Source organism: Streptomyces sp. MH60 (genome assembly GCF_002939385.1).
Taxonomy (GTDB): Bacteria; Actinomycetota; Actinomycetes; order Streptomycetales; family Streptomycetaceae; genus Streptomyces.
This window is the reverse complement of record NZ_MULI01000069.1, coordinates 1-19,546: the sequence shown is the minus strand read 5'-3', so window position 1 is coordinate 19,546 and position 19,546 is coordinate 1. Positions and strand designations below refer to the sequence as shown.

Here is a 19,546-nt window from a genome sequence, read left to right as displayed (position 1 = left end):
CTCGCTCCTCCGCACTGTCAGGACCCCCCGTTACGCTGGATCGATGAGCGAGCGACTCCAGCCCGGGGACACGGCCCCCGCCTTCACCCTCCCGGACGCCGACGGCAACGAGGTGTCCCTGTCCGACCACCAGGGCCGCAAGGTCATCGTCTACTTCTACCCTGCCGCGCTTACCCCCGGCTGCACGAAGCAGGCCTGCGACTTCACGGACAACCTGGAGCTGCTGACCGGCGCCGGGTACGACGTGCTCGGCATCTCCCCCGACAAGCCGGAGAAGCTGGCCAGGTTCCGCGAGACCGAGTCCCTGAAGGTCACCCTCCTCGCCGACCCGGACAAGAAGGTCCTCGACGCGTACGGCGCCTTCGGCGAGAAGAAGAACTACGGCCGCACGTATATGGGCGTCATCCGCTCCACGATCGTCGTCGACGAACAGGGCAAGGTGGAACGCGCCCTGTACAACGTCCGCGCCACGGGCCACGTAGCCAAAATCATCAAGGACCTGGGGATCTGACGGCGCTGCCCGACCAGTAGCATGGCCGGGCAGCAGCGCCGGGCGGCCGTGGTGGAATTGGCAGTCACGCTGGGTTTAGGTCCCAGTGGGGTAACTCCCGTGAGGGTTCGAGTCCCTCCGGCCGCACCAGTACGTCTCCGGCTGCTCAGCCGAGCAGCTCACGCACCACCGGTACCAGCGCCCGGAACGCCTTGCCCCGGTGGCTGATCGCGTTCTTTTCCGCTGCCGTCAGTTCCGCGCAGGTGCGGGTCTCGCCGTCCGGCTGGAGGATCGGGTCGTAGCCGAAGCCGCCCGTGCCGGCGGGCTCGTGGCGGAGGGTGCCGCGGAGTTGGCCCTCGACCACCCTCTCCGTGCCGTCGGGCAGGGCGAGGGCGGCCGCGCAGGCGAAGTACGCGCCGCGGTGTCCGTCGGCGATGTCGCCGATCTGGGCGAGCAGGAGGTCGAGGTTGGCCTGGTCGTCGCCGTGGCGGCCGGCCCAGCGGGCGGAGAAGATGCCCGGGGCGCCGTTCAGGACGTCGACGCAGAGACCGGAGTCGTCGGCGACGGCGGGGAGTCCGGTGGCCTGGGCGAGGGCGTGGGCCTTGAGCAGGGCGTTCTCGGCGAAGGTGACGCCGGTTTCCTTGACGTCGGGGATGTGCGGGTAGGCGTCCGCGCCGACGAGGTCGTGGGGCAGGCCCGCGTCGGCGAGGATGGCCCTCAGTTCGGTGATCTTTCCGGCGTTGCGGGTGGCGAGGATCAGGCGGGTCATGGGGCCAGTATTCCGGACCCCTGACCTTTCCCCGCTCCCTGCCCCTACGGCGTGCAGACCTTCGTCAGTTCGCCCGCCGCGTCGGTGACGGGGCTGAGGTCGGGGGTCTCGTCGCCGTTCTTCACCGAGGTGCGGACGTTGTCGACGGCCGTGCCGAGGTCGTCGACGGCCTTGTTGACGTCGGTGTTGTCGGTCTGGTCGCCGATCTTGTCGAGGTTCTTCTCGATGGAGTCGAGGGACTCGTCCCACTGCGTGGGGTCGTCCGTGTTCTCCACCGCCTGCCGGAGTTCGGTGACGCTGTCGGCTATCGCGTCGGCCGTGCGCACGCAGTCGAGGGCCTTGTCGACGGCGTCGCAGCCGGTGGTGAGGCCGGCCGTCAGGGCGATGGCCGCCGCGGTGGCGACGGCGGTGGCGGTGCGGCGAAGGCTGCGGTGGCGGCTCGCGGCCATGGGTCTCGGTCCTCCCCTGGAACCGGGCCGGGCGGCCCGTGTGCGGTGCGGCGTCGGGCGTACGGCGAGGTCTGCCGTACGCCCGTGGTGCTGTACTGCTAGGGACGCGCCGGTGCGCGGCCGAGTTGCGTGTCCGGCCGCCTTTCCTTGGGGCGTCTTTGGAGTTCCCTTTACCTTGCGCGCGTCCTCAGCGTTCGAGGGTCGCGTCGAGGGCCTTGCGCTGGAGTGCCGCCAGTTCCGTGCAGCCCCCGGCGGCGAGGTCGAGCAGGGCGTTGAGTTCGTCGCGGGCGAAGGGCTCGGCCTCGGCGGTGCCCTGGACCTCGACGAAGCGGCCGTCGCCGGTGCAGACGACGTTCATGTCGGTGTCGGCGCGGACGTCTTCCTCGTAGCGCAGGTCGAGGAGCGGGGTGCCGTCGACGATGCCGACGGAGACGGCGGAGACGGTGCCGGTGAGCGGCTTGCGGTTGGCCTTGATCAGTTTCCTGCCCTGGGCCCAGCCGATGGCGTCGGCGAGGGCGACGTAGGCGCCGGTGATGGCGGCGGTGCGGGTGCCGCCGTCGGCCTGGAGGACGTCGCAGTCCAGGACGACGGTGTTCTCGCCGAGTGCCTTGTAGTCGATGACGGCGCGCAGGGACCGGCCGATGAGGCGGCTGATCTCGTGGGTGCGGCCGCCGATGCGGCCCTTGACGGACTCGCGGTCGCCGCGGGTGTTGGTGGCGCGCGGGAGCATGGCGTACTCGGCGGTGACCCAGCCTTCGCCGCTGCCCTTGCGCCAGCGCGGGACGCCTTCGGTGACCGAGGCGTTGCAGAGGACCTTGGTGTCGCCGAAGGAGACGAGGACGGAGCCTTCGGCGTGCTTGCTCCAGCCGCGTTCGATGGTGACGGGGCGGAGTTCCTGGGGGGTGCGGCCGTCGATGCGTGACATGCGGGTGAGCCTAGCGGCCCATGGGGAAGGGGCCTGTCCCGGAGTGGGAAAGGCCCCTGCCGGTGAGCCGGTGGCTCACATCATGTCTTCGATCTCCGCCGCGATCGGGTCGGCGTCGGTGCCGATGACGACCTGGATGGCGGTGCCCATCTTGACGACGCCGTGGGCGCCGGCGGCCTTGAGGGCGGCTTCGTTGACCAGCGCGGGGTCGTTGACCTCGGTGCGGAGTCGGGTGATGCAGCCTTCGATCTCGTCGATGTTGTCGATGCCGCCGAGGCCGGCGACGATCTTCTCAGCCTTGCTGGCCATGTTCGTTCTCCCTGATCCGAGCCGCTTTGTCGCAGTAACCCACAGTTGGCCCATCTTCGCGAGCGGTCATGCGGTGCGTACCGAATGATGGCGTCACGACGGCGGTGCCGTCTGTCAACTGGTCTACACCAGTGTACCGGCGACCGGATGGAGACCGGATGAGTGCCGAGAGTGCGGTCGGTCCCGCCCGCGCCCGCTGGAACACGGCGTTCCAAGGGTTGCAGAAGATGGGTCGCAGCCTTCAGTTGCCCATCGCGGTCCTGCCCGCCGCCGGCATTCTCAACCGGCTGGGGCAGCCGGACGTGTTCGGGGACGACGGTCTCGGCTGGACGAACGTCTCGAAGGTGATGACGGGCGCGGGCGGTGCGCTGCTCGACGGGTCGCTGGGGCTGCCGCTGCTGTTCTGTGTGGGCGTGGCCATCGGGATGGCGAAGAAGGCCGACGGTTCGACGGCGCTGGCCGCGGTCGCGGGGTTCCTCGTCTACTACAACGTGCTGCGGCAGTTTCCGGAGGACTGTCCCGAGGGGTCGAAGGTGGTCCCGCAGATCGGTTGCCAGGTGACCGACGGTTCGGGCGAGGTGACCGCGTTCGTCTTCCAGAATCCGGGGGTGTTCGGCGGCATCGTGATGGGGTTGCTGACGGCGTACCTCTGGCGGCGTTTCCACCGGACGAAGCTGGTGGACTGGCTGGGCTTCTTCAACGGGCGCCGGCTGGTGCCGATCATCATGGCCTTCGTGGCGATCGTGTTCGCGGCGCTGTGTCTGTGGGTGTGGCCGCCGATCGGTGACGCGCTGGAGAGCTTCAGCGACTGGATGAACGGGATCGGCGCGTGGGGCGCGGGTGTGTTCGGTCTGGCGAACCGGGCGTTGCTGGTGATCGGTCTGCACCAGTTCCTGAACGTGCCGATGTGGTTCCAGTTCGGTTCGTACACGAAGCCGGACGGCACGGTGGTGCACGGCGACATCAACATGTTCCTGGCGGGCGACCCGAACGCGGGTCAGTTCACGACGGGCTTCTTCCCGATCATGATGTTCGCGCTGCCGGCGGCCGCGCTGGCGATCACGCACTGCGCGAAGCCGCACCGGCGCAAGGAGGTCGGCGGGCTGATGCTGTCGGTGGGGCTGACGTCGTTCGTGACGGGGATCACGGAGCCGCTGGAATACTCGTTCCTGTTCATCGCTCCCCTGTTGTACGCGGCGCACGCGGTGCTGACGGGTGTGTCGATGGCGGTGACGTGGGCGCTGGGGGTGAAGGACGGGTTCAGCTTCTCGGCGGGGCTGATCGACTACGTCATCAACTGGAACCTGGCGACCAAGCCGTGGCTGATCATTCCGATCGGGCTGGGTTTCGCGGTGGTGTACTACGTGGTCTTCCGGTTCGCGATCACGAAGTTCGATCTGAAGACTCCGGGAAGGGAGCCCGAGGAAGAGGTGGAGGACGTCACCAAGGTGTAGACCGGTTCGCGTCCTCACGTACCCTTTGAGGGTGGTCTCGCGAAGGCCCCCGGACCGTCGGTCCGGGGGCCTTCGCCGCGCCCTCGCACGTGCGTGAGCAGGGGACTTGACCGGGCACTGCGCGTAGCGGTCCGGTCGCGGAATCACGGGTTCCTTACGCCGCCTTCATCGTGCTACAACAGGTCTACACCACTGAGTGGTGTAGACCACCACCCGATGGAGGAAGCATGAGCACCGCCACCGACACGGCGGCCCCCGCAAAGAAGCGGGGATCCGGTCTTTTCCAGGGGCTGCAGAAGGTAGGACGCAGCCTCCAGCTCCCGATCGCCGTTCTTCCGGCGGCGGGCATCATGGTCCGGCTCGGCCAGGACGACATCTTCGGCAAGGACGGTCTCGGCTGGGACAAGGTCGCCGCCGTCTTCAACAACGCGGGCGGTGCCCTCACCGGCTCGCTGCCGATCCTGTTCTGCATAGGCGTGGCCATCGGCTTCGCCAAGAAGGCCGATGGCTCGACCGCGCTGGCAGCGGTGGTCGGCTTCCTCGTCTACAGCAAGGTGCTCGAAGCCTTCCCCGTCACCGAGGCGGTGGTCAAGAACGGCGAGGACGTCGCCGCGACCTACAACGACCCGGGTGTGCTCGGCGGCATCATCATGGGTCTGCTCGCCGCCGTGCTGTGGCAGCGGTTCCACCGCACCAGGCTGGTGGACTGGCTGGGCTTCTTCAACGGGCGCCGGCTGGTGCCGATCATCATGGCCTTCGTCGGCATCATCGTGGGTGTCTTCTTCGGTCTGGTCTGGGAGCCCATCGGCGACGGCATCTCGAACTTCGGCGAGTGGATGACCGGCCTCGGCTCCGGCGGCGCGGCCCTGTTCGGCGGCGTGAACCGCGCGCTGATCCCGGTCGGCATGCACCAGTTCGTGAACACGGTGGCCTGGTTCCAGCTCGGCGACTTCACGGACGCGGCCGGTCAGGTCTGGCAGGGCGACATCCCGCGCTTCCTGCACGGCGACCCGTCCGCGGGCATGTACCAGTCCGGCTTCTTCCCGATCATGATGTTCGGTCTGCCGGCCGCCGCCCTGGCCATGGCGCACACCGCCCGCCCCGAGCGCCGCAAGGCCGTCCTCGGCATGATGATCTCCCTCGCGCTGACCTCGTTCGTCACCGGTGTGACCGAGCCCATCGAGTTCTCGTTCATGTTCATCGCGCCGGTCCTCTACGTCATCCACGCGGTACTCACCGCGGCCTCGATGGCGATCACCTGGGGGCTGGGCGTCCATGACGGCTTCAACTTCTCGGCCGGCTTCATCGACTACGCCCTGAACTGGAGCCTGGCCACCAAGCCATGGATGATCATTCCGATCGGTCTGGTCTTCGCGGTCGTCTACTACGTGGTCTTCCGCTTCGCGATCGTGAAGTTCGACCTGAAGACCCCGGGCCGCGAGCCCGAGGAGGAGGTCGAGGACCTCACCAAGGCGTGAGCCCCGGCCGTACGGCGTGACGAAGGCCCCGGAACCGCGAAGGTTCCGGGGCCTTTCCGCCGTGTGTACCGGGCGTCGCGGGCTCAGATCTCGTACACCGCGCCCGCGGCGGCGACCTCCACCGTCCCGTCGTACACCTCGCGCGCGTCGGCCAGGTTGACCGCGGGGTCGGTCCACGGGGGGATGTGGGTGAGCACCAGCCGCCGGGCGCCGGCCCGGGCCGCGCTCTCGCCCGCCTCGCGTCCGTTGAGGTGCAGGTCGGGGATGTTCTCCTTGCCGTGCGTGAAGGCGGCCTCGCACAGGAACAGGTCGGTGTCGCGGGCGAGTTCGTCCAGCACCGGGGTGGTGCCCGTGTCGCCGGAGTACGTCAGTGAGCGGCCGCCGTGCTCGACGCGGATGGCGTAGGCCTCCACGGGATGGGCGACGCGCTCGGTGTGCACGGTGAACGGGCCGACCTCGAAGGTGGAGGGCTTGACCGTGTGGAAGTCGAAGACCTCGCTCATGGAGGAGGCCGAGGGGGTGTCGGCGTAGGCGGTGGTCAGCCGGTGCTCGGTGCCCTCGGGTCCGTAGACCGGGAGCGGGGCGCAGCGGCCGCCGTCGTGCCGGTAGTAGCGCGCCACGAAGTAGGCGCACATGTCGATGCAGTGGTCGGCGTGCAGATGGCTGAGGAAGATCGCGTCGAGGTCGTAGAGACCGCAGTGGCGCTGCAACTCGCCGAGGGCACCGTTGCCCATGTCGAGGAGCAGCCGGAAGCCGTCGGCCTCGACGAGGTAGCTCGAGCAGGCCGATTCCGCGGACGGGAACGACCCCGAGCAGCCGACGACGGTGAGCTTCATGAAGCAGAAACCTCCGCTGGCGCGTGTGGAGAGACGGGGGTCGTGCGGTCCGTCGAGCGTAAGGCGCAAAACCTGCGGTCGCTCCTCCGCCAGGGGCCGTTGTGGGCGAACTCACCTGCGGGATCACCGGTTCGGCTGGAAGCGGGGCGCGCGGGGCCCTGGAAGAGGCGCGCGGTCGCGGCGCGCGCCGGTACTGTCGGTCGGTATGGACACGTCCTGGTGGCTCGTCTTCGCGGCCGTGGTGCTGCTCGCGCTCGTCGCCACGGTCGTCGACGGCTGGGGCCGGGGTCGGCGGCCGCCCCGGCCGGGCGGCGTCCGGCGGCCGCCGGGGCATCCCGGAGGGCCGCGAGGACGGGCGGTCCGGCCGCGCCCCGCGGAGATCTGGTGGGCGAACGTGCCGTACGAGGACTCCGCCGGCGCGAAGGACCGGCCGTGTCTGGTGATCTCGGTGCACGGGCGGCGGGCGCTGGTCGCGAAGATCACCACGCGTCACCGGGACGGGCAGGCGGGGGTGATCACGCTGCCGCCGGGTTCGGTCGGCGACGCACGGGGGCGGACGAGCTACCTGGAGACCGACGAGCTGCGCGAGGTGCCGGTGGGTGACTTCCGGCGCCGGGTGCGGGTGGTGGACCCGGCCCTGTGGGACCGGGTCCGTCACCTCGCCGAGTAGGACTCCCTCAGGCCCAGAGCTGGCCGTGGAGGGTTTCGATGGCCTCTTCGGTGGTGGCCGCGGTGTAGACGCCGGTGGAGAGGTACTTCCAGCCGCCGTCGGCGACGACGAACACGATGTCCGCGCTCTCCCCCGCCTTGACCGCCTTGTTGCCGACGCCGATCGCGGCGTGCAGGGCGGCGCCGGTGGAGACGCCCGCGAAGATGCCCTCCTGCTGGAGCAGCTCACGGGTGCGGGTGACCGCGTCGGCGGAGCCCACCGAGAAGCGGGTGGTGAGGACGGAGGCGTCGTACAGCTCGGGCACGAACCCCTCGTCGAGGTTGCGCAGGCCGTACACGAGGTCGTCGTAGCGCGGTTCGGCGGCGACGATCTTCACCTCCGGCTTGTGCTCGCGCAGGTAGCGGCCGACGCCCATCAGGGTGCCGGTGGTGCCGAGGCCCGCGACGAAGTGCGTGACCGAGGGCAGGTCGGCGAGGATCTCCGGGCCGGTGCCGGCGTAGTGGGCGCCGGCGTTGTCCGGGTTGCCGTACTGGTAGAGCATCACCCAGTCCGGGTGCTCGGCGGAGAGTTCCTTGGCGACCCGGACCGCGGTGTTGGAGCCGCCCGCGGCCGGGGAGGAGATGATCTCCGCGCCCCACATGGCGAGCAGGTCCCGGCGCTCCTGGGAGGTGTTCTCGGGCATCACGCAGACGATGCGGTAGCCCTTGAGCTTGGCGGCCATGGCCAGCGAGATGCCGGTGTTGCCGCTGGTCGGCTCCAGGATCGTGCAGCCCTTGGTGAGGCGGCCGTCCTTCTCCGCCTGCTCGATCATGTGGAGCGCCGGGCGGTCCTTGATCGAGCCGGTCGGGTTGCGGTCCTCCAGCTTGGCCCAGATGCGGACGTCGTCGGACGGCGACAGCCGCGGCAGGCGCACCAGGGGGGTGTTGCCCACCGCGGCCAGCGGGGAGTCGTAGCGCATCGGCGATCAGGCCATGCCGCCGGCGACGGCCGGCAGGATCGTGATGCTGTCGCCGTCGCCGAGCTTGGTGTTGATGCCGTCGAGGAAGCGGACGTCCTCGTCGTTCAAGTAGACGTTGACGAAGCGGCGGAGCTGCTCACCCTCGACGATGCGGGCCTGGATGCCCGTGTGCCGGGTCTCGAGGTCGGCGAAGAGCTGGGCGAGGGTGTCCCCGGTGCCCTCCACCGCCTTCTGGCCGTCGGTGTACTGGCGGAGGATGGTCGGGATGCGGACCTCGATGGCCATGGCTGAGTGCTCCTGTCGGAAGTTTGTCGTGGGTTCGTAGGGCGCGCGGCGGCACACGTCAGCACGCCGCGGCTCACGGCCGTACGGCGGCAACGAAGATCAACAGATGGCGCTTTTCAGCCTGCACAGGTCGACGTGCAGCCGCGCCACGAGCATCGTGCCCGGCGCCTTTTCGCTCACGTCGAGAAGAACCATGGGCTCATCGTATCGATTCCTGGTCCGGCATCCGGAGTGTGATCTCACCTGATGGACCATTTCCGTCCACTGTGCGAGATCAGTACGCCTCGACGACCTTGACCTCCTCTTCCGTGACCTCGCCCTCCACGATGCGGAACGAGCGGAACTGGAACTCACCGGCACCGTCGGTGTCCGCGGTGGAGACGAGGACGTAGTGGGCGCCGGGCTCGTTGGCGTAGGAGATGTCGGTGCGGGAGGGGTGGGCCTCGGTGGCGGTGTGGGAGTGGTAGATGACCACCGGCTCCTCGTCGCGGTCGTCCATCTCGCGGTAGAGCTTGAGGAGGTCCTGCGAGTCGAACTCGTAGAAGGTGGGCGAGCGGGCCGCGTTGAGCATGGGGATGAACCGCTCGGGGCGGCCCTCGCCGACGGGACCGGCCACCACGCCGCACGCCTCGTCGGGGTGGTCCTCGCGCGCGTGGGCGACGATCTGGTCGTACAGGGCCTGGGTGATGGTCAGCATGCGGCCAGGATAAGCAGACGGGCCCCTGCGTACCGATGGGTGGTACGCAGGGGCCCGCATGCCGGACATCCTGAGCGGTGGACGCGCCGGGTGCCACGAGCACCCCGTGCGGCCGGACGTCCGCGGTGCGCGCGAACGCGCTGGTCAGCGGCGTTCGGTGGGTCCGTCAGCCGATCTTCTCCAGCTCCGGCTCGCCGGGCCGTTCGGTGATCCGCGGGTTGCGGCTCTTGAGCACCGCCCAGCCGATGCCGAGGGCGACGGCCCAGCCGGCCATCACGTACAGGCAGACGCGGGCGTCGGCGTCGTAGGCGATCAGGCAGGTGACGAAGAGCAGGAAGGCGATGGCGATGTAGGAGCACACCGAGCCGCCCGGCGCCGGGAAGGAGGAGGCGGGCAGGCGGCCCGCGACGACCTTGCGGCGGTACCGCACGTGGCTGACCAGGATCATCAGCCAGGTCCAGATGCCGGCGGCGGTGGCGACGGAGGTGACGTAGCCGAACGCCTTCTCCGGGACGAGGTAGTTCAGGACCACGCCGATGGCCATGAAGACCACCGAGACGGCGATGCCGATGGCCGGGGTCTTCGTCGAGGACAGCTTGTTGAAGACCTTGGGGGCCTCGCCGTTGTCCGCGAGGGTGCGCAGCATGCGGCCCGTGGAGTACATGCCGGAGTTGCAGGACGACAGGGCGGCGGTGAGCACGACGAAGTTGACGATGCCCGCGCCGGCCGGGATGCCGATGACCGTGAAGGCCTCCACGAAGGGACTGACGCCCTCGGCGAACTCGGTCCACTTGACCACCGCCAGGATGACGGTGAGGGCGCCGACGTAGAACAGGGCGATGCGCCAGGGCAGGGTGTTGATCGCCTTGGGGAGGGTCTTCTCCGGGTTCTCGGACTCACCCGCGGTGACGCCGACCAGCTCGACGGCGAGGTAGGCGAACATGACGCCCTGGAGGGTCATCAGGGACGAGCCGATGCCCTTGGGGAAGAAGCCGTCGAACTCCCACAGGTTGGAGACGGCGGCGGTGTCGCCGGCCTGGCTGAAGCCGAGGGTGAGCACGCCGACGCCGATCACGATCATGCCGATGATGGCGGTGACCTTGACCATCGAGAACCAGAACTCGATCTCGCCGAACAGCTTCACCGAGATCAGGTTGGCCACGAACAGCAGCACCAGGAAGACCAGGGCCGAGACCCATTGCGGGATGTCCGGGAACCAGTAGTGGATGTAGATGGCGGCGGCGGTGAGTTCCGCCATGCCGGTGACCACCCACATCAGCCAGTAGGTCCAGCCGGTGAAGTAACCGAAGAAGGGGCCGAGGAACTCGCGCGAGTACTCGGCGAAGGAGCCGGAGACGGGTCGGTAGAGGAGCAGCTCGCCGAGCGCCCGCATGATGAAGAAGATGATCACACCCGCGAGGGCGTACATGAGGATGATGCTGGGGCCGGCCTTGGCGATGTTGGCCCCGGCGCCCAGGAAGAGGCCGACGCCGATGGCGCCGCCGATCGCGATCATCTGGACCTGGCGGCTGTTGAGACCGCGCTCGTAGCCCTCTTCGGGGGCCTTGTCCGTGTCGACCTGCGCAGAGGTCATGTGTGGTGCGCCTTTCTCCATGCCGACCCGGGCCTTGACTCGGCCTCGGATCGGGTCTCGATCCCCCCGGATGATGGAGCTGAGCGGGCCTCACATCCCGCTCGGTGCCTGGCCGGCGGTCTGCCGGCTCGGTGGCGCACCCGGCCGAACATTCGGGTGGTGTTCGCCGGGCGGTCGTGAAGATTTACCACGACGGCGGCGCTGATCACAGGGGCCGACTGTGTTGTGTCACACAGGGAGAAGCGGACAGAAGCCGCGCCTGCGGGACAAAAACGGCGCGGCTTTGACGGGATCGTTATCCGGATTTGAGGCTCCGCTGAGCGGACACGGAGAGTGACGAAATCGTGCCGCTCAGGACATAAGGGTCGCGACGAGCGACTCCTGGAGCCCGCCGAGCCAGAGGTACGCCATCACCATCGGCTTGCGCGGGTCCTCGTCGGGGAGCCGGTAGAGCAGATCGGTGTCGTCCTCGTCGGCGATCTCCAGGCGGGAGCCGATCGCCAGGCGCAGGTCGTTCAGGGCGCGCAGCCACTGCTGGGACTCCTCGGGCGACAGCTTCAGCACCGCGCCCTCCTCGCCCGCCGACGCCGAGGAGAGGGCGTCCAGGGTGCGGACCACCGCCAGCGCGTTGTCCCGCTTGCCGGCCCGCAGGTCGTTCTCGGTGTAGCGGCGGAACTCCGCGGAGTGCGCCCGCTGCTCCTCGGCCTCCCGCGCCTGCGGGGCGCCCTCGGGGTCGCCGTAGGCGTCCGGGAACAGGCGGCGCAGCACCGGGTCGGAGGGCGGCTCGCTCGGGCCCTCGGCGAACAGCTCGGCGAGCGGGTCGTCGGAGGCGTCCTCGGCGGGCCCGGGGCCGATCAGCTCCAGGAGCTGCACGGCCAGGGAGCGGATGATGGAGATCTCGACGTCGTCGAGCGCGACGGCCGCGCCGCCGCCGGGGAGCGGTTCGAATTGTCCGGGCATGAAGGCGATTCAGCTGCTTCCGTCCTGCGGGCGGGCGTGGGTCATTTCCGGTCCTGCTGGAGGGTGGCCCACAGACCGTAGCCGTGCATGGCCTGTACGTCCCGCTCCATCTCCTCCCGGCTGCCGCTGGACACGACCGCCCGGCCCTTGTGATGGACGTCCATCATGAGCTTGGTGGCCTTGTCCTTGGAGTAGCCGAAGTACGACTGGAAGACGTACGTCACGTAGCTCATGAGGTTGACGGGATCGTTGTGGACGATCGTCACCCAGGGCACGTCGGGCTCGGGTACGGCGAAGACCTCCTCCGCCGACTCGGTCTTCTCGATCTCCATGGGTGCGGCTGCCGTCACAAGGCCCATGCTGCCACCACAGGGGGGCACCCGCGCAAACGGGCCTGTGGCGGACGCCACGCGAACCGGGCGGGGAATCGAAATCGTCACACTGACGAAATGGGGGTACGATCCGTCGTATGAACACAGCGGACCTTGGGCTGCCGGTGGACGTCCCCTCGACGGCGCTCTTCACGGACCAGTACGAGCTGACCATGCTCCGAGCCGCGCTGAAGGCCGGTACGGCCGGGCGGCGGAGCGTGTTCGAGGTCTTCACCCGGCGCCTGCCCGACGGCCGCCGCTACGGCGTCGTGGCGGGCACCGGACGGGTGCTGGACGCGGTGGAGAACTTCCGCTTCGACGCGGGCGTCCTGCGCTTCCTGCGCGAGCAGGACATCGTCGACGAGGAGACCCTGGACTGGCTGGCGCAGTACCGGTTCAGCGGGGACATCTGGGGCTACCCCGAGGGCGAGGTGTACTTCCCGGGCTCGCCGATCATGCGGGTCGAGGGCACCTTCGGCGAGTGCGTGCTGCTGGAGACGGTGATCCTGTCCATCCTCAACCACGACTCGGCGATCGCGGCCGCCGCCTCCCGCATGTCCTCCGCCGCCGGGGAGCGGCCGCTGATCGAGATGGGCGCCCGCCGCACCCACGAGCTGGCCGCCGTCGCCGCCGCCCGCTCGGCCTACGTCGGCGGCTTCGCGACCACCTCCGACCTCGCCGCCGGCTTCCGCTACAACATCCCCACCGTCGGCACCTCCGCCCACGCCTTCACCCTGCTCCACGACCACGAGCGCGACGCCTTCCGCGCCCAGGTGGACGCCCTGGGCCGGGACACCACGCTGCTCGTGGACACCTACGACGTCGCCGAGGCCGTCCGTACGGCCGTGGAGGTCGCCGGGCCCGAGCTGGGCGCGGTGCGCATCGACTCCGGCGACCTGCTGCTGGTCGCCCACCGGGTGCGCCACCAGCTCGACGAGCTGGGCGCCACCGGGACGAAGATCGTGGTGACCTCGGACCTGGACGAGTACGCCATCGCCTCGCTGGCGGCGGCGCCCGTGGACGCCTACGGCGTCGGCACCCAGCTGGTGACCGGCTCCGGGCACCCGACGGCCTCGATGGTCTACAAGCTGGTCGCCCGCGCCGAGTCCGGCGAGGAGGGCGCGCCGCTGGTGCCGGTGGCCAAGAAGTCCAGCGGCGGCAAGACCTCCGTCGGCGGCCGCAAGTGGGCCGCGCGGCGCCTGGACGCGTACGGGTACGCCGAGGCCGAGGTGGTCGGCACCGGGCCGGTGCCCGACGCGCTGGCCGACCGGCAGCTCCTGGTCGAGCTGGTCAAGGGCGGCGAGGTCGTCGCCCGCGAGCCGCTGGACGCCGCCCGGGACCGGCACGCCGCCGCCCGCGCCAACCTCCCGCTGTCCGCCACCCAGCTCTCCCGAGGGGAACCCGTCATTCCGACGGAGTACGCACACGGGGGCTCGGGTAGCTAAAGCTGGTGCGGCCCCGCAAGGCCCGAATCAGCCCCGTCCCTCCAGCCACTCCCGGCCCCCGCTCCCCGATCCCTGCCCCCGACCCACAGTCGCCCCAGTCGAAGGACACCGACCATGCGCCGCGCCTTGATCGTCGTAGACGTGCAGAACGACTTCTGCGAGGGGGGCAGCCTCGCCGTGTCCGGCGGTGCCGACGTGGCCGCCGCCATCACCGAGCTGATCGGGCAGGCGCCCGCCGGCTACCGCCACGTGGTGGCCACCCGCGACCACCACGTCGCCCCGGGCGGCCACTTCGCCGACAACCCGGACTACGTCCACTCCTGGCCGGCGCACTGCGTCGCCGGCACCGAGGGGGTCGGCTTCCACCCGAACTTCGCCCCCGCCGTCGCCTCCGGCGCGATAGACGCCGTCTTCGACAAGGGGGCGTACGCGGCCGCCTACAGCGGCTTCGAGGGCACCGACGAGAACGGCACCGGCCTCGCCGAGTGGCTGCGCTCCCGCGAGATCGACGAGGTCGACGTCGTGGGCATCGCCACCGACCACTGCGTGCGGGCCACCGCCCTGGACGCCGCCCGCGAGGGCTTCCGTACGCAGGTGCTGCTCGACCTGACCGCCGGAGTGGCCGCGGAGACCACCGAGCGGGCGCTGGAGGAGCTGCGGGAGGCGGGCGTGGAGCTGTCCGGGAAGCCGGTCGTGCAGTAGCGCCCTCGGGGCCGGCCTACGTCTGGGCGGTCGGGCGTCTGAGCAGGGCCCGGATCGGGTGCCACAGCTCCTGGGCCAGGTCCGGGCCGCCCACGGCGCCCGCCACCGGCGCGGTGCGCCATATCAGGCCGTCCGGGTGGTGCAGGACCGCGGTGACCTCGTCCGGGGTCGGCGGGGCCGCGTTGCCCCGCAGGTAGACGCTGCGCAGCCCCAGGTTGCGCAGCCTGGTCAGGGCGCGCGCCCGGTTCTGGGCGTGGACGAGAAAGCGCACGCTGGCGCCGCTCGCCGGGCTGGGGCTGGGCAGGTTCAGTGCCACCACCACCATGCCGTTCGGCAGCTTGCAGAAGCCTCCTGCGGCCATGCGGTCATACCCCCGAGTCAGCCTGGGTCGGTCCGGGCGCCGGGCCCGGTGTCAATAAGAGAACCACAGGACGCACCTAAACACGGATCGGCGGCGACCCGCCAGGGGGTCACCGCCGATCATGCTCTGACCTGGGCAGATGCTAGTTACCTGCCCGCGGGGCCAACCTCCAGCTCGATCGTCGAGCCGTTCTTGGCCTCCTTCAGGATCTTGATCTTCGTGTTGGTGTCAGTGATCTTGACACCGCCGGTCGGGTTCGCCGGGTCGTAGTAGTCGTTCTTGCGGTCGTTGAAGACCGAGACGCCCTTGGAGCCCGGGACGTACTTCGCGACGTCCGCCTTGTGCAGCGTCATGCCGTCCGTGCGGTAGAGGCTGAACGGCGAGTCGTACGCCTGGAAGCGGTTGCGCATCAGCGTGCCGTCCTTCCACTTCAGCGCGGTCGGGTGCGAGTCGATCGGCAGGACCAGGCCGGTGCCCGGGTGCTGGCTGGTGTTGTTGTCCGACTGGGAGGTGTCCCACTTCCAGATCAGCAGGCCGTTCTGGTACGCGTAGTGCTCCACCCAGTTCGGGCGCTCCGAGAAGCCGAAGTTGTACGGGCCGGTCTTCAGCGTCTTGTCGTAGGACACGTACTGCCGGTTCTCGGCGATGTAGTACTGCGCGTACTCCTTGGTGAAGGAGGCGCCCTTGCGGGTGAAGCCGTTCGCCGTCCACGCGGCGTCCTCGGTCTCCGCGTTGTCGGAGAACAGCGTCGCGCCGTCGGCCGTCACCGCGATCTCGTCGCCGGTGAAGCCCTTCATGGCCAGGCCGCCGTCGGTCTGGTAGCGGAAGCGCAGGTCGATCTTCTTGCCCGCGTAGGCGTCCAGCGGGTAGACCAGCTTGCCGTAGGCGTCGACCGTGCCGCTCAGGGCGGGCTTGTCGCTGCCGTCACGCTGGATCGGCCGACCGTCGAAGGTGCCGTCGATCGCGGTCCAGTTGGCGCCGCCGTCGGTGGAGACCTCGGTGTAGAGGAAGTCGTAGTCGGCCTCGATGTCGTACCAGCCGTCCAGGGTGAGGGAGGCGGACGACTTGCCGGTGAGGTCGACGCTGCGGCTCAGGGTGTTCTTGAGGTCGTTGCCGCTGCCGCTCCACCACTGGGTCTTGCCCTCGGCGGGGGTCACGATCTCGGTGGTGACCTCCTCCTTCGGCAGTTCGACGACCAGGCCCTGCTTGTGCTTGGTGTTGTACTCGGCCACGCCCAGCTTGTGCCAGGAGTTGACGCCCGCCTTGGCGGTGTCGTAGTTCAGCCAGCCCAGCTGGAGCTTGTCCCAGGCGTTCATGTCGCCGGGCAGGTCGCCGATCTCGTTGCGGCCGGTGCCCAGCCAGGAGCCGGACGACATCAGCGTCCAGAAGCCGGTGGAGTTGTCGCCGCCGGCGGTGTCGTAGTGGTCCGGCAGGCCGAGGTCGTGGCCGTACTCGTGCGCGTAGACGCCGAGTCCGCCGTTCTCCGGCTGGATGGTGTAGTCGCCGACCCAGACGCCGGTGTCGCCGATCTGGGTGCCGCCGAGCTTGTTGTCGGCGGGGCCGGTGGCGCCGGCGTCGGTGCCGAAGGCGTACCAGCGGTGGGCCCAGATGGCGTCCTCGCCCTGCGCGCCGCCGCCCGCGGACTCGTCCTCGCCGGCGTGCACGATCTGGAAGTGGTCGATGTAGCCGTCGGGCTCGTTGAAGTCGCCGTCGCCGTCGAAGTCGTAGCGGTCCCACTGGTCGTACTGGGTCAGCTGGGACTTGATCTGGGCGTCGGTGCGGCCGGCCGCCTTCTGGTCCGCGACCCAGGCGGTGACGCCGTCCTGCACCGCGTACCAGGCGCAGTTGTCGGGGTCGCACTTGTTGGAGCCGTAGCGGGCCTCGTTGTAGGGGACCTTGACCCAGTCGGAGACCTCGCCGTCGACCGAGTAGCGGCCGGAGGACTGCTTCTCGTAGTAGGTCTTGACCGAGTCGACGCCCTTGCCGGAACCGAAGTACAGGTCCTGGAAGTGCTCCTGGTCGTAGTCCTCCTGCCAGGCCGTGGAGTTGTCCGTCTTGCGGTTCGGCTTGGCTATCTCGTTGTGCAGCGGGCCGGGGGTGCCGCCGTAGCGGCTGTCGACCTTGTCGCCGAACTCGACCAGGATGGTGAAGATCTTGTCGGTCTTCTCCCGGCCCAGTTCGACGTACTTGGCGTCGCCCTTCTTGCTCTTCAGCTGGACGACGTTGGAGCCGTCCTTCTTCTTCACCGAGGCGTTGCCGGATATGACCTGATTCAGGGCTTCCTCACGCTGGGCGGCCTGAGTGTCGCTCAGGGGGCCCTTGAGGTCGTGGGAGCGGGTGGTCTTCTCCGGGCTGGGGTCGTGGCGGTTCACGGCCTCCGGCCGGGACGGCGAGTCCGCCTGCGCCACACCGGCCGCCGAGAGCGTGGCGGTGGCGGCGGCGAGTGCGACGGTGGTCGCCGCGGTTCTGAACGTCCAGGATCTGCTGGTCACTTGAGTTCCTCCCCCGCGTCCACGCGCGCGGATGGGGGACAAGGACAGAGCAAAGCCCGCGCACACGTGATCAACGCGTGTAGTCAAGTGACGACATTTGACTAGAGGTTCGGTAGAAAAGACAGACCTTGACTTGAGCAGAACAAGTGCACTATGCGGAGTCGTCGTTCGCTTTGCGGACACCGGATCGTGACCTTCGGCCGGTCCCACGGGGCCCGGCCCGGGCCCGACGGGCGCGCGGGACCGTCCACTTCCCGGACGTCATGAATCCGTGCGCCCCCCGTGCATCGGCCGTGCCGGTTAGGTCGTGCTTACTGCTGGTTCCACTCGGGCACACAGCGGGTTAGAGTCGCTTGGCGGAACGCCCGGAAGCCGGCGGAAAGCCAGGCCGACAGCCCGTCTCACCCCATGATTGTCTTCCGAGGACACGATGGCCATGCCCCGTCCGACTGCCGCCCAGTTCGCCTACGGTTCGTGCACCGTGATCTTCTCGACGCTCGCCATGCTGCTGCTGTCGCAGACGAGTTCGGGTCCCGGAGTCGCCCTCATCGCCGTCGCGGCCCTCGCCCTCGGGCTGCTGGTCGCCATGACGGTCCCCCTGCCCAGGACGCGCGCGGTGACCGCCGTGCCGGCCCACCGGTTCACCGCGGACCGGGAACCGGTGCAGGTGCCCGCGGGTGCCCGGGTCTCCGCAGGTGCGGGCGAGGCCACGCGCGGGCGGGCCGCCTGAGCGTCCGCGACCGTCAACGGGTGCTGACCACGACCGTCTTGGCCGCCTTGTCGTGCAGGCCCTGCTTGTAGGGCTTGTCGAAGAAGCTCCAGCCGCCCGCGATGATCGTCCACACGCAGGCGCAGCAGAAGGCGAACGGGATCCACAGCACCAGGGCCCGGATCAGCGACGTCTGTACGGAGGGCGTCGCCCCGTTGTCCAGGTTGGCCACCCGCAGCCCGAGCCACTTCTTGCCGAGGGTCTGGCCCGTCCTCGTCGTCATGTAGGTGTCGTACGCGATGTAGAGCACGGCGGCGATCACGGACTGCCCGAAGGACTTGCCGACGGAGACATCGTCGCCGTCCACTGTGTACTCCTGGACGTTGAAGGCCCAGCTGAGCAGCCAGACCACGATGCCCACGAGGATCATGTCGACGATCCGGGCGAGTGTGCGCCGCCCGCTGTCGGCGAGCGGGGGCATGCCGGCCAGCGGGTCGCCGGGGTAGCCGCCACCGCCGTACGGGTCACCGCCGTAGGGGCCGCCGCCACCGGGGGGAGGGGGGCCGCCGTAAGGGCCGCCGCCACCGGGAGGAGGGGCCCCGTAAGGACCTCCGCCGCCGGGGGGCGGGGGCGGGTTGTCGTAGGGGTTCTTCCTCAGCGGGTCGTCTTCCGGCGGCTGCTGCCCGCCGGGGCCGGGGGGCGGTTCGCTGCTCATGTCCCGAGTCGAACTCGGACTCTTTTACGGCGCATCCGGCGGGGGGCCGTCCGGGGGACGCGGGGGTGCGTGGTCCCACGCCGTCGGAGGGGGCGAGCTGATGGGTCGTCGGCGGCCGCGGGTGCGTGAGGGCTGGTCGCGCAGTTCCCCGCGCCCCTTTCAGGGGCGTTCCGTGCACGCCCCTCAAGGGGCGCGGGGAACTGCGCGAGCGACCACGAAGCACCCGCACCCGCAGACGAGACCCGCGTTCCCCCGACCCCGCCCGCCCAGCTAGCCCGCGACAAACGTGTTGGCGGCCTTGTCGTGCCAGCACTGGTGCCACGGGCGGTCGAACAGGCACCACGCGACGCCGACCACGCCGACGGCCAGGAGGCCGGGGACGCTGTAGACCAGCCAGCGGCGCAGGGCCGCGCCGAAGGACGGCGGCTCGTGGGCCTCGATGTCCCGCACCTCCAGACCGAGCAGCCTCTTGCCCAGGGTGCGGCCCCACTTGGCGGTGGGCAGCGCCTCGTAGACGACGCCGAAGAGCAGCAGGACGGCGAGCACGATGCCCAGGTACGTGGACGTCGTGCCGTCCAGCAGCCAGACCGTGACGGTCTCGCCGGACAGCTTGGCCTCGTCGATCTTGTCGTTGACGTGGTCGATCGCCTTGACGCCGAGCGGCACGGCGGCCGCGGCGGTGACGCCCGCGAGAACGACCGTGTCGATCAGCCGGGCGGCCAGCCGCTTGCCGAGCCCGGCGGGCCGGGCCGCCGCCTGGCGCCGGGCGGCGGCCTGGAACACGTCCTCGACCGGCGGCTTCCACGGTGCGACGGGCTGCTCGTCGCCGCCCGCCCCGGCCAGCCGGTGCACCTGCTGCGCCCACGAGGTCTGGCCG

23 protein-coding genes and 1 tRNA gene are annotated in these 19,546 nt (G+C 69.7%); 8 read left to right on the top strand and 16 right to left on the bottom strand.

Annotated features, from left to right (window positions below):
* The first annotated feature begins 43 nt into the window (after nucleotides 1-43).
* Both bcp and BZZ08_RS30205 read left to right on the top strand, forming a co-directional pair.
* Entirely contained in the window at nucleotides 44-511 is a 468-nt protein-coding gene (gene bcp, locus BZZ08_RS30210; protein ID WP_104635390.1) for a thioredoxin-dependent thiol peroxidase, read from the top strand.
* Between the two features lie 42 nt (nucleotides 512-553).
* Nucleotides 554-640: transfer RNA gene (locus BZZ08_RS30205), tRNA-Leu, on the top strand.
* Nucleotides 641-656: 16 nt separating this feature from the next.
* On the opposite strand, the gene rdgB is transcribed toward BZZ08_RS30205, so the two are convergent.
* The 4 genes from rdgB to BZZ08_RS30185 form a co-directional block, all read right to left on the bottom strand.
* Nucleotides 657-1,259, bottom strand: a complete 603-nt coding sequence (gene rdgB, locus BZZ08_RS30200; RefSeq protein WP_104635389.1) for an RdgB/HAM1 family non-canonical purine NTP pyrophosphatase — start codon at nucleotides 1,257-1,259, stop codon at nucleotides 657-659.
* A 44-nt stretch (nucleotides 1,260-1,303) separates the two neighbouring features.
* Nucleotides 1,304-1,708 (bottom strand): hypothetical protein, encoded by a 405-nt coding sequence (locus BZZ08_RS30195; protein ID WP_104635388.1) that lies wholly within the window; start codon nucleotides 1,706-1,708, stop codon nucleotides 1,304-1,306.
* A 187-nt stretch (nucleotides 1,709-1,895) separates the two neighbouring features.
* Entirely contained in the window at nucleotides 1,896-2,633 is a 738-nt protein-coding gene (gene rph / locus BZZ08_RS30190) for a ribonuclease PH (protein WP_104635387.1), read from the bottom strand.
* Nucleotides 2,634-2,708: 75 nt separating this feature from the next.
* On the bottom strand, nucleotides 2,709-2,942 hold the full coding sequence (locus tag BZZ08_RS30185; protein WP_003975905.1) for a glucose PTS transporter subunit EIIB: 234 nt from the start codon (nucleotides 2,940-2,942) through the stop codon (nucleotides 2,709-2,711).
* Between the two features lie 158 nt (nucleotides 2,943-3,100).
* Here BZZ08_RS30185 and BZZ08_RS30180 point away from each other — a divergent pair, with 158 nt between their 5' ends.
* Together BZZ08_RS30180 and BZZ08_RS30175 are read left to right on the top strand one after the other, a co-directional pair.
* The gene (locus BZZ08_RS30180; protein ID WP_104635386.1) at nucleotides 3,101-4,396 is read left to right on the top strand and encodes a PTS transporter subunit EIIC; all 1,296 of its coding nucleotides are present in this window, start codon (nucleotides 3,101-3,103) and stop codon (nucleotides 4,394-4,396) included.
* Between the two features lie 227 nt (nucleotides 4,397-4,623).
* Nucleotides 4,624-5,874 carry a PTS transporter subunit EIIC gene (locus BZZ08_RS30175; protein WP_104635385.1) on the top strand — a complete coding sequence of 417 codons (1,251 nt, stop codon included), beginning with the start codon at nucleotides 4,624-4,626 and terminating at the stop codon, nucleotides 5,872-5,874.
* A gap of 83 nt (nucleotides 5,875-5,957) precedes the next feature.
* Here the strand turns inward: BZZ08_RS30175 and BZZ08_RS30170 are convergent, their stop codons facing one another.
* Nucleotides 5,958-6,710: an MBL fold metallo-hydrolase gene (locus BZZ08_RS30170; protein WP_104635384.1), complete on the bottom strand. Its 753-nt coding sequence runs from the start codon at nucleotides 6,708-6,710 to the stop codon at nucleotides 5,958-5,960.
* Between the two features lie 205 nt (nucleotides 6,711-6,915).
* Between BZZ08_RS30170 and BZZ08_RS30165 the strand changes: the two genes are divergently transcribed.
* Nucleotides 6,916-7,380 carry a type II toxin-antitoxin system PemK/MazF family toxin gene (locus BZZ08_RS30165; protein WP_104635383.1) on the top strand — a complete coding sequence of 155 codons (465 nt, stop codon included), beginning with the start codon at nucleotides 6,916-6,918 and terminating at the stop codon, nucleotides 7,378-7,380.
* Between the two features lie 7 nt (nucleotides 7,381-7,387).
* Here the strand turns inward: BZZ08_RS30165 and BZZ08_RS30160 are convergent, their stop codons facing one another.
* The 7 genes from BZZ08_RS30160 to clpS all read right to left on the bottom strand — a co-directional run bounded on the left by BZZ08_RS30160 (nucleotide 7,388) and on the right by clpS (nucleotide 12,233).
* Nucleotides 7,388-8,338: a PLP-dependent cysteine synthase family protein gene (locus tag BZZ08_RS30160; RefSeq protein WP_104635382.1), complete on the bottom strand. Its 951-nt coding sequence runs from the start codon at nucleotides 8,336-8,338 to the stop codon at nucleotides 7,388-7,390.
* Nucleotides 8,339-8,344: 6 nt separating this feature from the next.
* Complete coding sequence (locus BZZ08_RS30155; RefSeq protein WP_104635381.1) at nucleotides 8,345-8,623, bottom strand: MoaD/ThiS family protein; 279 nt, start codon at nucleotides 8,621-8,623, stop codon at nucleotides 8,345-8,347.
* 99 nt (nucleotides 8,624-8,722) lie between these two features.
* Nucleotides 8,723-8,818, bottom strand: a complete 96-nt coding sequence (locus BZZ08_RS39970; protein ID WP_342211021.1) for a putative leader peptide — start codon at nucleotides 8,816-8,818, stop codon at nucleotides 8,723-8,725.
* A gap of 79 nt (nucleotides 8,819-8,897) precedes the next feature.
* A complete protein-coding gene (locus BZZ08_RS30145; RefSeq protein ID WP_030180146.1) occupies nucleotides 8,898-9,320 on the bottom strand; it encodes a Mov34/MPN/PAD-1 family protein in 423 nt (140 codons plus the stop codon).
* A 166-nt stretch (nucleotides 9,321-9,486) separates the two neighbouring features.
* Nucleotides 9,487-10,914 (bottom strand): amino acid permease, encoded by a 1,428-nt coding sequence (locus BZZ08_RS30140; protein WP_104635380.1) that lies wholly within the window; start codon nucleotides 10,912-10,914, stop codon nucleotides 9,487-9,489.
* A 351-nt stretch (nucleotides 10,915-11,265) separates the two neighbouring features.
* Complete coding sequence (locus tag BZZ08_RS30130) at nucleotides 11,266-11,874, bottom strand: DUF2017 domain-containing protein (protein ID WP_104635379.1); 609 nt, start codon at nucleotides 11,872-11,874, stop codon at nucleotides 11,266-11,268.
* Nucleotides 11,875-11,915: 41 nt separating this feature from the next.
* Entirely contained in the window at nucleotides 11,916-12,233 is a 318-nt protein-coding gene (clpS, locus tag BZZ08_RS30125) for an ATP-dependent Clp protease adapter ClpS (protein WP_030180153.1), read from the bottom strand.
* 110 nt (nucleotides 12,234-12,343) lie between these two features.
* On the opposite strand from clpS, the gene BZZ08_RS30120 reads away from it, so the two are divergent.
* Nucleotides 12,344-13,690: a nicotinate phosphoribosyltransferase gene (locus tag BZZ08_RS30120; RefSeq protein WP_104635378.1), complete on the top strand. Its 1,347-nt coding sequence runs from the start codon at nucleotides 12,344-12,346 to the stop codon at nucleotides 13,688-13,690.
* A 114-nt stretch (nucleotides 13,691-13,804) separates the two neighbouring features.
* Nucleotides 13,805-14,392 (top strand): nicotinamidase, encoded by a 588-nt coding sequence (locus BZZ08_RS30115; protein ID WP_104635377.1) that lies wholly within the window; start codon nucleotides 13,805-13,807, stop codon nucleotides 14,390-14,392.
* Between the two features lie 16 nt (nucleotides 14,393-14,408).
* Here BZZ08_RS30115 and BZZ08_RS30110 read toward each other — a convergent pair whose 3' ends face one another.
* A complete protein-coding gene (locus BZZ08_RS30110; protein WP_104635376.1) occupies nucleotides 14,409-14,753 on the bottom strand; it encodes a hypothetical protein in 345 nt (114 codons plus the stop codon).
* 146 nt (nucleotides 14,754-14,899) lie between these two features.
* The gene (locus BZZ08_RS30105) at nucleotides 14,900-17,245 is read right to left on the bottom strand and encodes an immune inhibitor A domain-containing protein (RefSeq protein ID WP_104635375.1); all 2,346 of its coding nucleotides are present in this window, start codon (nucleotides 17,243-17,245) and stop codon (nucleotides 14,900-14,902) included.
* Between the two features lie 436 nt (nucleotides 17,246-17,681).
* Here BZZ08_RS30105 and BZZ08_RS30100 point away from each other — a divergent pair, with 436 nt between their 5' ends.
* Nucleotides 17,682-17,975, top strand: coding sequence for a hypothetical protein (locus BZZ08_RS30100; RefSeq protein ID WP_198601775.1), 294 nt, complete (start codon nucleotides 17,682-17,684; stop codon nucleotides 17,973-17,975).
* A gap of 13 nt (nucleotides 17,976-17,988) precedes the next feature.
* Here BZZ08_RS30100 and BZZ08_RS30095 read toward each other — a convergent pair whose 3' ends face one another.
* Both BZZ08_RS30095 and BZZ08_RS30090 read right to left on the bottom strand, forming a co-directional pair.
* Nucleotides 17,989-18,669: an RDD family protein gene (locus BZZ08_RS30095; RefSeq protein WP_198601774.1), complete on the bottom strand. Its 681-nt coding sequence runs from the start codon at nucleotides 18,667-18,669 to the stop codon at nucleotides 17,989-17,991.
* A gap of 270 nt (nucleotides 18,670-18,939) precedes the next feature.
* Nucleotides 18,940-19,546 (bottom strand): RDD family protein (locus BZZ08_RS30090; RefSeq protein ID WP_104635372.1); only part of this gene is annotated, 607 nt, incomplete at its 5' end.

Excerpts from the sequence above, each read along its gene's own strand:
- bcp (WP_104635390.1), top strand. The coding sequence starts at position 44 with ATGAGCGAGCGACTCCAGCCCGGGGACACGGCCCCCGCCTTCACCCTC.
- rdgB (WP_104635389.1), bottom strand. The coding sequence starts at position 1,259 with ATGACCCGCCTGATCCTCGCCACCCGCAACGCCGGAAAGATCACCGAA.
- BZZ08_RS30195 (WP_104635388.1), bottom strand. The coding sequence starts at position 1,708 with ATGGCCGCGAGCCGCCACCGCAGCCTTCGCCGCACCGCCACCGCCGTC.
- rph (WP_104635387.1), bottom strand. The coding sequence starts at position 2,633 with ATGTCACGCATCGACGGCCGCACCCCCCAGGAACTCCGCCCCGTCACC.
- BZZ08_RS30185 (WP_003975905.1), bottom strand. The coding sequence starts at position 2,942 with ATGGCCAGCAAGGCTGAGAAGATCGTCGCCGGCCTCGGCGGCATCGAC.
- BZZ08_RS30180 (WP_104635386.1), top strand. The coding sequence starts at position 3,101 with ATGAGTGCCGAGAGTGCGGTCGGTCCCGCCCGCGCCCGCTGGAACACG.
- BZZ08_RS30175 (WP_104635385.1), top strand. The coding sequence starts at position 4,624 with ATGAGCACCGCCACCGACACGGCGGCCCCCGCAAAGAAGCGGGGATCC.
- BZZ08_RS30170 (WP_104635384.1), bottom strand. The coding sequence starts at position 6,710 with ATGAAGCTCACCGTCGTCGGCTGCTCGGGGTCGTTCCCGTCCGCGGAA.
- BZZ08_RS30165 (WP_104635383.1), top strand. The coding sequence starts at position 6,916 with ATGGACACGTCCTGGTGGCTCGTCTTCGCGGCCGTGGTGCTGCTCGCG.
- BZZ08_RS30160 (WP_104635382.1), bottom strand. The coding sequence starts at position 8,338 with ATGCGCTACGACTCCCCGCTGGCCGCGGTGGGCAACACCCCCCTGGTG.
- BZZ08_RS30155 (WP_104635381.1), bottom strand. The coding sequence starts at position 8,623 with ATGGCCATCGAGGTCCGCATCCCGACCATCCTCCGCCAGTACACCGAC.
- BZZ08_RS39970 (WP_342211021.1), bottom strand. The coding sequence starts at position 8,818 with ATGGTTCTTCTCGACGTGAGCGAAAAGGCGCCGGGCACGATGCTCGTG.
- BZZ08_RS30145 (WP_030180146.1), bottom strand. The coding sequence starts at position 9,320 with ATGCTGACCATCACCCAGGCCCTGTACGACCAGATCGTCGCCCACGCG.
- BZZ08_RS30140 (WP_104635380.1), bottom strand. The coding sequence starts at position 10,914 with ATGACCTCTGCGCAGGTCGACACGGACAAGGCCCCCGAAGAGGGCTAC.
- BZZ08_RS30130 (WP_104635379.1), bottom strand. The coding sequence starts at position 11,874 with ATGCCCGGACAATTCGAACCGCTCCCCGGCGGCGGCGCGGCCGTCGCG.
- clpS (WP_030180153.1), bottom strand. The coding sequence starts at position 12,233 with ATGGGCCTTGTGACGGCAGCCGCACCCATGGAGATCGAGAAGACCGAG.
- BZZ08_RS30120 (WP_104635378.1), top strand. The coding sequence starts at position 12,344 with ATGAACACAGCGGACCTTGGGCTGCCGGTGGACGTCCCCTCGACGGCG.
- BZZ08_RS30115 (WP_104635377.1), top strand. The coding sequence starts at position 13,805 with ATGCGCCGCGCCTTGATCGTCGTAGACGTGCAGAACGACTTCTGCGAG.
- BZZ08_RS30110 (WP_104635376.1), bottom strand. The coding sequence starts at position 14,753 with ATGGCCGCAGGAGGCTTCTGCAAGCTGCCGAACGGCATGGTGGTGGTG.
- BZZ08_RS30100 (WP_198601775.1), top strand. The coding sequence starts at position 17,682 with ATGCCCCGTCCGACTGCCGCCCAGTTCGCCTACGGTTCGTGCACCGTG.
- BZZ08_RS30095 (WP_198601774.1), bottom strand. The coding sequence starts at position 18,669 with ATGAGCAGCGAACCGCCCCCCGGCCCCGGCGGGCAGCAGCCGCCGGAA.